This is a genomic window from Bacillus sp. FSL P2-0069 (assembly GCF_038593315.1).
Lineage (GTDB): Bacteria > Bacillota > Bacilli > Bacillales > Bacillaceae > Bacillus > Bacillus safensis.
Genome location: NZ_CP151984.1, coordinates 705,195 through 718,867 on the forward strand (window position 1 = coordinate 705,195; position 13,673 = coordinate 718,867).

Consider the following 13,673-nt stretch of genomic DNA (forward strand, 5'->3'; position numbering starts at 1 on the left):
TTTATGATTCATTCCATTTAGAAATGGTTTGGTCGCTAGGAAGTAGGAAGGCTAGGATGCCTAATATCGGTAAAAAGGCAACACCGATCATGGTAGGCGTTAAGCCGAAGGCATCAATGAATGAGCCGAGGGCAACCGATCCGATTGCACCCATACCAAACGCAAGCCCAACAGTTAAACCAGACATTGTGCCAATTTTCCCGGGAAATAGTTCTTGGGCATAAACCACGGTAACAGAGAAGCTTGATGTCAAAATGAGCCCAATCAGCCCGAGTAAAACATAAGCAAAAACGGGTCCGGCAAATGGCAGCAGCAGGGCAAGCGGGAAGGATGCCAATAAGGAAACTAAAATCACGTTTTTCTTGCCAAAGCGGTCTGCAAGCGGACCGCCTAAAAATGTCCCAATTGCACCTAGAATGAGAAATAAGAAGATATAAGTCTGTGATTCTTTAATCGTCAAACCGTATTGTTCAATCGCATAAAATGCATAGAAATTCGAAATGGCATTTCCATACCAAGAGCGGGCGAAGATGAGAAAGACGATAATGCCAAGTGCAATGAGTGCTGATTTACGATGAATATCAGATCTAGCTGCTTTTGTAGGTGTTTTTTTCGCTTGGGCCCGAATGGTTTGAAGCCTTCCTGCGTACCATCTTGAAATATAAAGAAGGAAACCAACCGCCAACATTCCAACAATCGTAAACCAAGCCACGCCTGTCTGACCGAGCGGGACGAGCATTAATGCAGCGATAAGCGGAGCAAAGGCTTGACCTGTATTCCCGCCTACTTGATAGATGGACTGGGCAAGACCTCGTCTTGGACCAGCTGCCATGTTGGCAACACGGGAGCCCTCTGGATGGAAGATCGCAGAGCCGAGTCCGATAAAGACAACGCAAAGCAGAATGGTGGCAAAGGACGGAGCAAACGCGAGTCCGAATATACCGACAGCACTTGAAAATAAAGCAATCGGAAGTGCATAAGGCATCGGCCGTTTATCTGTGTACCACCCAATAGCAGGCTGCATCACGGAGGAGACCATATTTAATGTAAAGGCAATCAGCCCTAATTGTGTAAAGGTCAGCCCCATTGAGCGTTCCAAAATAGGGAACATCGCAGGAATAACAGCTTGTAATGTGTCGTTCAGCATATGACAAATACCAATAATCAATAAGATGGGATAAACCGTTGAGCCGGTAACAGAATGTTGAGGTTTATCCTTTGTACGAGCAGCAATGGCCAATGAGACTTCCTCCCTTCATTTATCTGTTTTCTGATTTTTGCATTCTTCTCATTTTATTCATAAGGTGAACTATAAAACAATAGCAAATTGTCATGATTTAGAAAAAAAGAGACACAAGCATTTGATTGAGCTTGTGTCTCTAAAGAGTTATTTGTAAAAAGAAGCAATCACAGGCTTCATTTTTTGAACGACAAGCCCACTGCCGCCGCGGTTTTTTACCCCTTCGATCATGCCGACGAGGACGTAATCTTCTTTTTTAGGATTAAACGCAAGTAAAAATCCATTTTCGGTGCCGTCTGTTGCACCTTGTTTGCTTTTTAACTCTGCCGTTCCCGTTTTAGCGGCAATATCCGCTCCTTCGATTTGTAAGGAGTGGGCTGTTCCGTTTGGACTGGTCACGACCTTAGTCAATGCATCTTTCACTGTGTTTGCCGAGCCTTCTTTGATGATTTGTTTTGGTGAAGCTGTTTTTTCATCTTGAATCACTCGAGGATAGACAAGCTTGCCTCCTGTAGCAAATGGAGAATAGGCATGTACTTGTTCAATCGGTGACATGAGTAATTCGCCTTGCCCATACGCCGAGTCAGCCAGTAAGATATCCGATTGAATGCCATCGTTCGATACTTGTGCAGGCTTCATTGTAAATGGCATGTGTAAGTCTTCGCCGAATCCAAATGTTTTCACTTTTTTATCGTAGGTGGCTTTGCCTATTTCGAGTGCTTCCTGTCCAAAATAAATATTGTCTGAGTACACAAGGGCATCGACCATATTTACTTTTTCTTTATCGTGAACCCGGGTGATGCGATAATTTCCCCAAGATTGATCCTTTTGCCATTTCAGTCCGTGAATGGTGCGCACTTTGTCAGGCTTTGTGACACCTGTTTCCAGCCCAATGGCGGCTGTAATGGTTTTGAATGTGGACCCTGGTGCATACCGGCTCGCATATCGAGCTTGGAATGGAAGGTCTGGATTTTCACTGTATGCCTGATATTGCTTAGGTGTAATCCCGTTTGTCATGAGATTGACATCGTAGGAAGGGGTGCTGACAAGTGCTAATAGATCACCTGATGATGGATTCATGATCGTGACGGCCCCTTTTTCACCTTTCAGCTGATCATAGGCTTTTTTCTGTAAAGAAGCATCAATCGTCAGCTTCACTGTTTTTCCATCTTTTCGAGCTGATTTTTGCAATGTTTCTTCAATGCCTGTTTCATCATGGACGATGAGAATGCTTCCGCCATCTTGTCCGCGTAAGTTTTTGTCAAATGTGAATTCAAGGCCGGTTTTGCCGATGATTTGATCCGCTTTTAATGCTGGATTCCTTTTGATATCATCCGCATTTGCTTTTCCTACATATCCGGTGAGATGAGCGGCGGCTTTGTTATATGGATAGTAGCGCATTTCCTTTGATTGATAGGTAACGCCATTGACGTCCTTTGGAATTGGCTTTTGTTTTAACATCGATTTGAGCGGGACAAACGTGTCGTCTGTGACCCATGCTTGTTTCAGCTGATTGTTGATTAGTTCTTCCTCTATATCAAAAGCTTTGCTGATTTTTTTGATATTGCGTTCTTTTTCTTCTCCTGTTCCGAGCTTGCCCGGGATGATGCCAAGTGCGTTTCCACCAGTTGTTTCTGCCAGCGTACGTCCTTTTCGATCGACAATGTTTCCGCGGACAGCAGGGTCTGATTTGACCTTGATGGTATCTCCTTTCTCCATTTGCGGGAAGATGAGATTTGGTTTCCAGTCCACTTTCCACTTGTCGCCCTCTTCAGAGAGAATGCCCTTGTAAGACAGCTTATGCAGCTTGCCAAGAGACGTTTTCATCGTTACATCATAGGAGAATTGATACCCATCTCCTTTGTCCTGTTTTTCAACGTTGAGTTTTGATATGTTCAGATCATAAGCACCAATGCCGTTGAAAATATTGTCGTATTTTTCGGCTAGTTGTTTTTTTGAAAAGTCATTGGCTTTCAAAGATGCACTTGTCACCTCATCTGCCAGCTTCGTAAAGTCTTTCTTCTCCATATGTTTCGTAAAGCTTTGAGCGGCTTTTAAAGCCTCTTTTTCTTCTGAGAAAAGAGTATCTTTTAAGAAAAAGAAAGCAGCAGCAACTACGATGATGCTAAGAAGAGGGATGATGACTTTTTTCTGTTTCCAAAATGATTTTTTTTGACCCGTATACAATGAAAACACCTCAATTTTTGATTAGATCCTCTATATTTTACAGTGATTGGTCGTGATTTGTATAGTTTCTCATAGAAACCTAGCTAAATAGATAAGAAAAACGACCTGTGATTTATCGTTTAGGATACCCAATTTTATTAATAATATCTAAGTCCTCTATTGAAGAAAAAGGTGAAATCATTTATGGTACAGACCTAGCCCTGTATTACTCACAGTAAAAAGACAAATTTAAAATTCTTAAAAGATACGTAGCTAGATATCAGAAGATAATCCTTACAGCCAATTCTTAATTTACATTTATAGCGGGTGTAAGCCAATTAGAACGTGATATTATCCAATGCTTAAGGTCTGCTTGAGATACCATGATGCAGTAAAGCTTTATAAAGAGGAAAATAAAATTGTAAATCAAATGTGTGAAATGACAAATCTGTGTAAAGCTTCAATTAGAAAGATATCGGAAAGAAATTGATGAGTTATACCAAAAATCACAAGTATATCATCGGAAATAAAACTCATATAAAGGTGGAATTATATGCCTAAAGTAGACAATTTGTTATCCATTTTATGGATGCTTCGTTCGGATAAAAAAATAACTGCAAAACAAATTTCAGAAAAGTTAGAGATGAATATAAGAACTGTGTATCGTTATATTGATACACTTTCAACGAGTGGCGTACCTATTATTTCAGAACCAGGACATAACGGTGGATATAGTTTATTGAACAATTTTATAGAGGCCCCTCTATTTTTTGATTTTGAGGAGATGACTTCACTATTTCACGCTGCTGTTTTTGCAGAAGAAGCCGGATATTATGGAGATGAAGCGCTAAAAAGGGCCATTTCAAAACTTAGTAAACACTCAAATCAAGAGCAAGAAACAAAGGTAAACCAACATATAACTAGTCTTGAAGTAATAAGTCGAACCCCTTCAATCTCTTTGGAACCTTCTTTAAAGAAGTTGGAAAAGGCCATAGCAGACGCATACACGGTGAAAATTCTTTACAATAAAAGTGGAGAAAAGCAATTACATCATAGGTGTGTCGATCCATACAGAATAATCTATTGGAATAATAAGTGGTATGTGATTGGATTTTGTCATCTTAGGAATGATATGCGTAGTTTTAGAGTAGATCGAATTGAAAGTCTAATGCTGACAGTAAATCATTTTGACCAGAAAGAAAATTTTTCAGCACGTGACTTTTTTATAAACAGTCTCCTACCAACTTTAGAAGATAAGGAAGAGATTATTTCTTTGGTGATTCATGGGGATAAAAATGTATTGGCTGATATTTGCCAACATTGGTTTTTAGGACATTATTTACAAGAACGGACTTCAGATCAAGCAGTTTTTCTTCTTCCAAAAGATATGATACATACATATGTACCTTATTTACTTTTACCTTATAATAAATCTATTAAAGTTGTTGAGCCAATTAGTCTTAAGAAAAGAGTTATTGAAGTTTTGTCGGATTTAATAAAATTTTACCAAGTATGATAACTTCCCTGACGTTAACTGTCAGGGAAGTTATTTTATAATAGCTATATCAATTGTGAATGGAAGGTGATTGGATGCAAACAAAAAAAGTTTATCTATATGTATTTGATACGATGTCTGACTGGGAATATGGATATTTAATCGCTGAACTAAACTCAGGTAGATATTTCAAAAAAGATTTAGCACCTTTAAGAGTAATTACAGTAGGAGTTAATAAAGAAATAAAGACTACTATGGGAGGTTTGAGCATAAAACCAGATATTTCCCTTGAAGAATGTAATCTTGAGAGCAAAGATCTTTTGATTTTACCAGGAGGGACGACTTGGGGTGAAAAAATTCACCAACCTATCTTGGGAAGAATTGGTCAAGCTTTAGAGCTTGGCACAATTGTTGCTGCAATTTGTGGTGCAACTGACGGGCTCGCGAATATGGGATACTTAAATACTAGAAGGCATACAAGTAATAACTTAGAATATACTAAAATGGTTTGTCCTAACTATAAAGGAGAGAAGTTCTATGAGTTGGCACCTGCGGTATCTGATGCGAATTTAGTTACTGCATCAGGAATAGCTCCTTTAGAATTTGCAATGGAAGTGCTGAAAAAAATAGAAGTATTTGCACCAGATGCCTTACATTCTTGGTATAACCTGAATAAGACACATCAATCTGAATATTTCTTCCGATTGATGAATTCAATAAATAAATGAAGTAACGGAAAAAGCTCAATTTCACTACTTTGATTTGTAGAGAAGTAGAGCTTTTTATTTTGGACTTGTCTTATCGTTTGTGATACTGCCCCGATTGTACTAAAAAGCCGAGCACATTAAGAAGATGAAGGCTTTGATCGAATCGAGACAACCGGTGTTTTTGTTTCTTTTGGCTTCGGTGTTTGTGTGGATTTTTTGATGCATGTGTCCTTTGGCGTGTAATAGGTTGCCCCAATATTGAGCCTGCCTTGAAGCTGGTCAATAGAAAGCTCCCCAAATTCTAAATGGTAGTCAATTTTGTCCACTCGCAGGGATTCGATATGGATGTGTGTATCCTCTGAGACAGGAGCAGCTGGTGCAGACATTTTTTGCTCAAGAGCGGCGAGTCTTTTTTCTAGCTCAATGACAGATGGGGATGGATTGGATTCAATTTTTTTAAAGAGTGATTGAATGAAATGTTTCAAGTAGACCACAACCTTTTCTTCCGCCTTACTCTAGTCTATGGAAAAGCTGCCCCGTATATACTTATAGAGATGACAAGAAAGGGGAGAAGCATATGCTGCCTACTCAGATTCACATTGCCCATATGAAAACGAATTCCATTGGCACAGGATCATCTATGACGTTTGGCTCGACGTTTGTTCGCAATCATTGCAGTACGATCAAACGAAACAATGGCTTTGGGGAACAGAATGCTGATGGCGTGATCACGATCCTGCCAATTGAAACAATTGATGATCGTGATCAAATAGACGCAGTGAGTATCAATATTCGTCATCTATGATGATAGCCGTCGCTTTTCCTTCATCCTTTTGCAGGCGGATGTAAAGTACACCGTCTTTAAAGGCAGCATTCATTTGACCAAGAATCATTTCTGGAAGGCGGATTTTCTTTTCAAACGGACCATACTTCCCTTGCTTTTGGCGAAAGTCCTGTTCGTTAAAAAAGGAAAAACGCTGTCCTTTCACAACCAAATATTCACCATATGATAACACCTGAACATCTTCCTTTCGGTAGCCAGGCAAATAAATTAAATATTGAATTTCTGCATGGGTTTCCACCATGTCGATTGGAGGAAACGACGCATCTGATCCCCGCTGATCCTGCTGTGTGAATGTAAATGGAGATGGACCGTTTGCCATAAAGGGGGATCTTTGCTCATCATCGAAGATCATTTTCCAAAAATCATCTCCATGCATTTGCTGGGCAATATCCATCCACTGCTTCATTTTTTCGAAGTCCATGTGAAGACCTCCCGTTAACATACTTGATGGGTGCTTGCATATACCTATAAAAAGGAGGTTTATCTGTGGTTCAACCAACTCCGTATATCAATATTAATATTTTCATGTTAAAAATTAATTCCTTTGAAAATGCGTCGGCGGTGAATGTCGGACAAAATTTGTTAGCAGAGTGGCAAAACTCAGATAAAAAAAATCAGGGTTACGGGCAGAATTTTGGAGATGCCAGCGGTTTTGTCGGTACAAAAAGCCATGTAGATGATCGAGATCAAGTGGACTCACCTGCCTCTTTTTCACCAGCAGCTAAACCCATTCAAAGGAAGTGACGTGTGATGTTATTCTCACCCTCAGTCGTCAATGTCGGTGCTTTTAAAATCAATGCAATGGATCGGGGTGCATCACTGACGCTAGGACCTTATCAGCAGATTGATTATTTTCTCTCAATGAAAATGAACCAAGGTTTTGGTGAGGACAATGGAGATTGTTCACCGCTTGTCATTCCGATTTCAAGCGTGCTAGATCCAGATATGGTGGACTCAAATTCAGTCAAAAACAGCGTGATTTAAGCAAAAAAAGAGACCGGGAATCCCCGTGTCTCTTTTCTAATGTGTTTCATTGAGATGGCTTTTTCGTCTTGCATAGGTGAAATAGACAACAACACCGATGGCGATCCAGATGAGGAAGGCTCTCCATGTGACCCAAGAAAGTGTTGTCGCAAGTGTGATACAAATGATCGCGCTGATAATTGGAAGCACAGGCACGAATGGCACTTTAAACGCAGCTTTAACATTCGGGTGTTTTTTTCGCAATATGATGACCGCAATGGAAATCACCGTAAAGGCTGCAAGTGTTCCGATACTGACTAAATTCGCAAGCGTCGATAAATTCACAAAACCTACGATACATGCTGCGACTGCCCCTGTTAGCCAAGTGTTGGCAACAGGTGTTTGTGATTTTGGATGAACCTTTGAGAAAACCTTTGGCATAAGTCCATCGCGGCTCATCGCAAAGGTTAAGCGAACCTGTGCATAGACCAAGGCAATGAGTACCGTTGTAATCCCAATAATGGCACCGGCTGATATGATACCCGCCACACTATTCAGACCGACCACTTGAAGAGCAAATGCGACAGGATCACTGACATTCAGTTTCGTATAGTGAACCATTCCTGTTAAGACAAAGGAAACCCCGATGTATAAAATGGTACATACACCGAGCGCTCCCATAATCCCAATCGGCATTGCCTTTTGCGGATTTTTGACCTCTTCCGATGCATTGGCGATTGCATCAAATCCGAGGTAAGCAAAAAAGACTGTTGCTGCGCCTGCGATCACGCCCTCAAATCCCATTGGCATAAACGGTGTCCAGTTTTCAGGTTTGACGTAAGCAAAGCCTGAAATGATAAAGAGAAGGACGATGGCAATTTTGATCAGCACAATAATGTTATTCAGCTTTGTGCTTTCTTTGACGCCTCTTGAGACGATAAAGGTGATGAGCAAAATAATGAGTGCGCCTGGAAGGTTAAAGACGGCCCCGTCAGCGGCTCCAGGTGCAGCTGATAAAGCCTTCGGTATGTGCAGGCCAAATCCGCTGAGCAGTGATTGAAAATAGGACGACCATCCACTTGCTACAGCAGAGAGCGCAATGACATATTCAAGCATGAGATCCCAGCCCATTAAAAAGGCGAGAAATTCTCCAAGTGTTGCGTAGGAATACGTATAAACGCTTCCTGACACAGGAATGGAAGAGGAGAATTCAGCGTAGCAAAAAGCAGCAAGGGCGCATGCAATCGCAGCCAAAATAAAAGATATAATAATCGCAGGTCCCGCATCATTTGCCGCAGCAACCCCCGTAATGACAAAGATTCCAGTCCCGACCACACAGCCAATGCCAAGCAAGATTAAATCAAACGTATTCAACGAACGGCTGAGCCGCTTTGTTTGACTTTCAAGCATGAGCTGGTCGAGAGATTTTTTTCTAAATAAAGAACTCATGGTGACCTCCTAATGGATAAATCTTTTCGTAAGACGAATGTTAGTATATGCGCAAATGACAATTTAGTCAATTGGTTGAAAAACGCTTTAAATCACTAAAGTGTTAAACGTCACAACCGAATAAGTGTATAAAAAGAGACATCCGCCGGGAGATGGAAGGCGGATGTGGTAACAGACGACCTATGTCTGTTCAGCAAATATTTTTTCATTGTACAGGACACTTGGATGAGTTGGATGATGGGAGGAGGAGGCATGGTGATGTATTTTGGCTTGCTCCAGGTCGCCGAGCTGATAATAACAGTAGCAAAGCTGAAGGTGAGGATACCATGTTTTATATTGTGTAAGTGTGAAGGCTGTTTCGTTTTCAGGAGCCTTCAGCGCCTGCTCATACCAAAAGATGGCTGCCTGATGTTTATTTTGTATTTTTAGATGATCCCCGATCCGGCAGCAAAATTCTGGCCGGGGCTGATCATATAAGAAGGATCGTAATAAGGAGGATAAGGCCGCTTCCTCAAAGCCTGCCGCATAATAGCAGTCCGCTAAATATTGGCATGTGCGAATTTCATCCTCAATCCAGCACTGTTTTGTGTTTAAAAATTCATGATAAAAACGAATCGCTCTGACATGCTGTCCATTGTCTCTTAATTCATTGGCAAAATAAAAGAGATCACGGGGCGTCATGTCCTCTCCTTTTGCCAGCATGTCTTCATAAATTCGCAAGTTGCGCCCAGGCTCACCAGCAGTTGTTTTCTTTCGTTTTTGATGTGTGACGGCGATATCTGCTGGAAAGATGTTTCCATACACTTGAAGAAACTCATGAACGGCCCCGTACCACTGAAAGTTTAAGGAACGCTTCACAAGGCGATTTCTTCTATATTTGAAATTGACTTGACCGCTTTCATCGAAGCCCACATGATAAAACATCGAAACGGCATCCACTGAGGGATCAAGTGTCTGCTTGAGTTGAAGCAGTTTTTGGCGGTCTTCTTCAAGCAGAACATCGTCAGCATCGAGCCATAAAATATACTCTTTCGCTGCATGTGAGAAAGCAAAGTTACGTGCTTTTGCAAAATGCTGCACCCATTCAAAATCCAGCACCTTTGCTGAAAAGGAATGAGCGATCTCTTTTGTTTGATCTGTTGATCCCGTATCAACGATGATTATCTCATCGACAATGTCTTGAACAGAAGAAAGGCATTCCGCCAGCACTTCCTCTTCATTTTTCACAATCATACATAAGCTAATGGTTATCATCTTTAGATCACCTCTTCATAGTGTATCGAGCATCAAAAGGAAACATTCTTTTCATCAGCTGGTTTTTTAAAACTAGTTTTCTGCTACTGGCTGATTTAAAATAAAGGAAGAATCTATGTAAGGGTTGATAAAATGAGTTTATTGAATGTTGAAGGACTATATAAAACCTATGGCGAGAAAACGCTGTTTGATCATATTTCGTTTCATATAGAACCGAAGGAACGCATCGGATTGATTGGACCAAATGGTACAGGGAAGTCAACACTTCTAAAGGTCATCGCGGGACTTGAATCGTTTGAGGAAGGTGACATCACGAAAGCAGGGACACTTGATATCGAATTTCTTGAGCAAGATCCTGAAATGACCGGAAATGAAACGATTCTTGACTACATTTTTTCTGGAACGGCACCAATGATTCAAACGATGAAGGCGTATGAACAGGCACTCGCCGATTTAGAGCATGACCCGCAAAATGAGGCAAAACAAGAGGCGCTGATGCGCATGCAGAATCGAATGGATCAGGAAGATGCTTGGGATGCGAACCTTTCAGCTAAAACGATTTTGACAAAGCTTGGCGTGAAAGATGTGAGCCGCTCTGTACATGCATTATCTGGCGGACAGAAAAAACGTGTCGCCATTGCTAAAAATTTAATTCAGCCTGCAGGTTTGCTGATTTTAGATGAGCCAACCAACCACCTTGATAATGCCACCATTGAATGGCTTGAAGGATACTTAAGCCAATATAGCGGTGCTGTCATTCTCGTGACGCACGATCGTTATTTCTTAAACCGGGTGGCCAATCGGATTTATGAGTTAAATCAAGGGCAGCTTTATACGTATAAAGGAAATTATGAAGTCTTTTTAGAAAAAAGAGCGGAGCGGGAAGCAGAGGCTCAGGTGAAAGAAACGAAGCGTCAAAACTTGCTTAGACGAGAGCTTGCATGGCTGAGACGAGGAGCAAAAGCAAGAACGACAAAGCAGAAAGCACGTATCGGCAGAGTCGAAGAGCTGAAAGATCAAAAAGGACCTGATGCGAAGGGAGAGCTTGATTTTGCCATCGGCTCGCACCGCTTGGGGAAACAAGTGATAGAGGCAGAAGACTTATCAATTTCATTTGCTGGCCAGTCCCTTGTGGAGCGGTTTACAGATTTAGTCGTGCCGGGTGATCGTATCGGATTCATCGGACCGAATGGAGTTGGCAAAACCACTCTGCTGAACTGTCTAGCGGGTAAGATTGAACCGACCTCAGGACAATTGACCATTGGACAAACCGTTCGTATTGGCTATTACACGCAGGATCACAAGGAAATGAATGATGAGCTGACCATCATTGAGTATATCAAGGAAACAGCTGAGATCGTCAAGACGTCTGATGGCGTTATTGTCACAGCAGAGCAGATGCTGGAGAGGTTCCTTTTTCCAAGATCGATGCAGCGGACGTATATTCGTAAGCTGTCAGGGGGAGAACGCCGCAGATTGTATTTATTGAAGGTCTTAATGGAAGAGCCGAATGTTCTCTTTTTAGATGAGCCGACGAACGACCTTGATACAGAGACCCTCAGTATTTTAGAAGATTATTTAGAGCAGTTCCCCGGCGTCGTCATCACCGTGTCCCATGATCGTTATTTCTTAGACCGAGTGGTTCACCGTCTGCTTGTCTTTGAAGGAAATGGGCGCGTTTCACACTTCCAAGGTGCTTACAGCGATTATATGGAACAGGAAAAAGAGCAGAAGCGGACAGAGACAAAGCCTGCTGAGAAACAAGTAGAAGCCGCACCTAAAAAGAGAAAAAAACTTTCTTATAAAGATCAGCTTGAATGGGACGGGATTGAAGACCGGATACAGGCATTAGAGGAAAAACATCAGCAGCTCGAAACCAGCATTGTAGAAGCAGGAAGTGATTTTGGAAAAATTCAAGAGCTGATGGACGAACAAAAAGCCGTTGCGGAAGAACTAGAACAAGCAATGGACCGCTGGACAGAATTGTCGCTTATGATTGAGGAATTGAATGAATAAAGATGTGGAAATAAAAAACCTGTAGAATCGCTCTACAGGTTTTTTTGATAGGAGCATTTGGCATACGCATCATGCTGATGAATGGATTCCTCATTACGACACTCGACTTGAAAGCTTTTAATCCATGGCTGCTCATATAATTCGATGGCAATTAATCTTGTGATATCTTCTACAAAGCGCGGATTTTCATAAGCCTCTTCCGTCACTTTCTTTTCATCAGGTCTTTTGAGCACGGGATAAAGCGGTGCGCTCGCATTGGACTCGATGATATGTAAAAGAGCGGCCTTGATGTCGTCAGGAAGCGATGCTTGTTCAAACAACCCTACTTGAATGGAAACAGATCCGCGCTGATTATGTGCACCATATTCACTGATTTCCTTGGAACAAGGGCATAATGTCGTGACCTGTGCATCGCAGCCAACGTGACAGGTCCATCCGTCTTTTTCATGAAAATGGACGTCATATTGGACAGTCGCATGCATCAAGCCTGACTGCCCGGTGACTGGGCTCTGTTTTTCCATGTACCATGGAAAGGCAACTTGAATGGAAGCAGAGGGCTGATCCATTTTCCGGGCGAGCGCTGCCGTCCATTCTTTTAGGGCATTCACATTAAGCGGCTTGCTGCTCTCATAAAACGAGTGCAGCTGTTCAGTGAGCCGGCTCATATGAATGCCTTTTTGATGAGCTGGCAGGGAAGTACTCAGTGTAAATTCAGCTGTAGTTGTCTGGCGATGTGGTGCTGTTTTAGATACGATATGCACCGGATAGGACATGCGGCAGATCCCGACTTGTTCAAGATGAAAATAAAAGTTTTGCTCTGTTTTTTGAATGTCCGTCATGTCCTCTTTTTGCCAAGGCTTTGTGCCAAGACTTGGCGGTACAGATCCGAATAGCAGATGCCGTTCTTCTTTAGATGGAAAAGAGCGCATATAGTACCTCCTTTAAATCGTAATTATTCCTATTTATTTTGCGATAAAACACGAAGGAAATCAAGGGTTAAAACTTTGACGTTTACGTTAAGGTTATAAAGGTGTATAATAAAACATGAATTGATGAGCAGGAGGCACTGGTGATGGAATGGATGAAAATTGATCAAGTGGCGAAAAGAAGCGGACTGACAAAACGGACGATTCGTTTCTATGAAGAGATTGGTTTATTATCAGCACCAAAGCGGACAGAGGGCGGAGTCAGACTTTACTCAGAGGACGACATGGAAGAGCTAGAGAAAGTGATGCAGGCAAAAGAGGTACTCGGCTTTTCTTTACAGGAGCTTCAATCGTTTATGGAAATCGGAAAGCAGCTAGAGCTGAATAAAGAAGGCTACTTGTTGTCGCTTGATCCGAAGGAACGATTAGAGAAGCTGTTAGATATTGAGGCGCAGCTGACTGTGCAGCATCAATTGATTTCAAAAAAGCTTGAAACCATTCAATCCTTTAAAAAGGATCTTGAAGCGATGAAAGAAAGAGCGGCTCATGCAATTGAGCAATTACAAAAATAAACACCTCTGCGTGTTTATTTTATTTTGTCAACATTTGAAGG

The 13,673-nt window shown here is 41.7% G+C and carries 14 protein-coding genes and 1 pseudogene; 8 read left to right on the top strand and 7 right to left on the bottom strand.

Annotated elements, in window-relative coordinates:
- Position 1: 1 nt before the first annotated feature.
- Both NSQ34_RS03495 and NSQ34_RS03500 read right to left on the bottom strand, forming a co-directional pair.
- Positions 2 to 1,240, bottom strand: coding sequence for an MFS transporter (locus tag NSQ34_RS03495; protein WP_034282755.1), 1,239 nt, complete (start codon positions 1,238 to 1,240; stop codon positions 2 to 4).
- A gap of 147 nt (positions 1,241 to 1,387) precedes the next feature.
- Positions 1,388 to 3,427: a penicillin-binding transpeptidase domain-containing protein gene (locus NSQ34_RS03500; protein WP_268456688.1), complete on the bottom strand. Its 2,040-nt coding sequence runs from the start codon at positions 3,425 to 3,427 to the stop codon at positions 1,388 to 1,390.
- Positions 3,428 to 3,643: 216 nt separating this feature from the next.
- On the opposite strand from NSQ34_RS03500, the pseudogene NSQ34_RS03505 reads away from it, so the two are divergent.
- From NSQ34_RS03505 to NSQ34_RS03515, 3 genes and pseudogenes are all read left to right on the top strand, one after another.
- Positions 3,644 to 3,896: pseudogene (locus NSQ34_RS03505) on the top strand (recombinase family protein); the annotation flags it as partial.
- Positions 3,897 to 3,959: 63 nt separating this feature from the next.
- Complete coding sequence (locus tag NSQ34_RS03510; RefSeq protein WP_046314053.1) at positions 3,960 to 4,922, top strand: YafY family protein; 963 nt, start codon at positions 3,960 to 3,962, stop codon at positions 4,920 to 4,922.
- A 74-nt stretch (positions 4,923 to 4,996) separates the two neighbouring features.
- The gene (locus NSQ34_RS03515) at positions 4,997 to 5,629 is read left to right on the top strand and encodes a type 1 glutamine amidotransferase family protein (protein WP_034282747.1); all 633 of its coding nucleotides are present in this window, start codon (positions 4,997 to 4,999) and stop codon (positions 5,627 to 5,629) included.
- A gap of 116 nt (positions 5,630 to 5,745) precedes the next feature.
- Here NSQ34_RS03515 and NSQ34_RS03520 read toward each other — a convergent pair whose 3' ends face one another.
- Entirely contained in the window at positions 5,746 to 6,093 is a 348-nt protein-coding gene (locus NSQ34_RS03520) for a hypothetical protein (RefSeq protein ID WP_046314051.1), read from the bottom strand.
- 92 nt (positions 6,094 to 6,185) lie between these two features.
- Between NSQ34_RS03520 and NSQ34_RS03525 the strand changes: the two genes are divergently transcribed.
- Positions 6,186 to 6,413 carry a hypothetical protein gene (locus NSQ34_RS03525; RefSeq protein WP_039177063.1) on the top strand — a complete coding sequence of 76 codons (228 nt, stop codon included), beginning with the start codon at positions 6,186 to 6,188 and terminating at the stop codon, positions 6,411 to 6,413.
- Here NSQ34_RS03525 and NSQ34_RS03530 read toward each other — a convergent pair.
- Positions 6,394 to 6,873 carry an Hsp20/alpha crystallin family protein gene (locus NSQ34_RS03530; protein ID WP_024424582.1) on the bottom strand — a complete coding sequence of 160 codons (480 nt, stop codon included), beginning with the start codon at positions 6,871 to 6,873 and terminating at the stop codon, positions 6,394 to 6,396. The genes NSQ34_RS03525 and NSQ34_RS03530 overlap by 20 nt on opposite strands.
- Before the next feature lie 65 nt (positions 6,874 to 6,938).
- Between NSQ34_RS03530 and NSQ34_RS03535 the strand changes: the two genes are divergently transcribed.
- Both NSQ34_RS03535 and NSQ34_RS03540 read left to right on the top strand, forming a co-directional pair.
- A complete protein-coding gene (locus tag NSQ34_RS03535; RefSeq protein ID WP_003213975.1) occupies positions 6,939 to 7,196 on the top strand; it encodes a hypothetical protein in 258 nt (85 codons plus the stop codon).
- 6 nt (positions 7,197 to 7,202) lie between these two features.
- On the top strand, positions 7,203 to 7,436 hold the full coding sequence (locus tag NSQ34_RS03540) for a hypothetical protein (RefSeq protein WP_034282744.1): 234 nt from the start codon (positions 7,203 to 7,205) through the stop codon (positions 7,434 to 7,436).
- 36 nt (positions 7,437 to 7,472) lie between these two features.
- On the opposite strand, the gene NSQ34_RS03545 is transcribed toward NSQ34_RS03540, so the two are convergent.
- Together NSQ34_RS03545 and NSQ34_RS03550 are read right to left on the bottom strand one after the other, a co-directional pair.
- Complete coding sequence (locus NSQ34_RS03545) at positions 7,473 to 8,864, bottom strand: amino acid permease (RefSeq protein ID WP_024426650.1); 1,392 nt, start codon at positions 8,862 to 8,864, stop codon at positions 7,473 to 7,475.
- Positions 8,865 to 9,044: 180 nt separating this feature from the next.
- A complete protein-coding gene (locus tag NSQ34_RS03550; RefSeq protein ID WP_254001606.1) occupies positions 9,045 to 10,118 on the bottom strand; it encodes a glycosyltransferase family 2 protein in 1,074 nt (357 codons plus the stop codon).
- 132 nt (positions 10,119 to 10,250) lie between these two features.
- Here NSQ34_RS03550 and NSQ34_RS03555 point away from each other — a divergent pair, with 132 nt between their 5' ends.
- Positions 10,251 to 12,134, top strand: coding sequence for an ABC-F family ATP-binding cassette domain-containing protein (locus tag NSQ34_RS03555; protein WP_034282742.1), 1,884 nt, complete (start codon positions 10,251 to 10,253; stop codon positions 12,132 to 12,134).
- Between the two features lie 32 nt (positions 12,135 to 12,166).
- Here NSQ34_RS03555 and folE2 read toward each other — a convergent pair whose 3' ends face one another.
- Entirely contained in the window at positions 12,167 to 13,063 is an 897-nt protein-coding gene (folE2, locus tag NSQ34_RS03560) for a GTP cyclohydrolase FolE2 (RefSeq protein ID WP_176966830.1), read from the bottom strand.
- Between the two features lie 143 nt (positions 13,064 to 13,206).
- Here folE2 and NSQ34_RS03565 point away from each other — a divergent pair, with 143 nt between their 5' ends.
- The gene (locus tag NSQ34_RS03565; RefSeq protein ID WP_024424586.1) at positions 13,207 to 13,632 is read left to right on the top strand and encodes a MerR family transcriptional regulator; all 426 of its coding nucleotides are present in this window, start codon (positions 13,207 to 13,209) and stop codon (positions 13,630 to 13,632) included.
- Positions 13,633 to 13,673 lie beyond the last annotated feature (41 nt).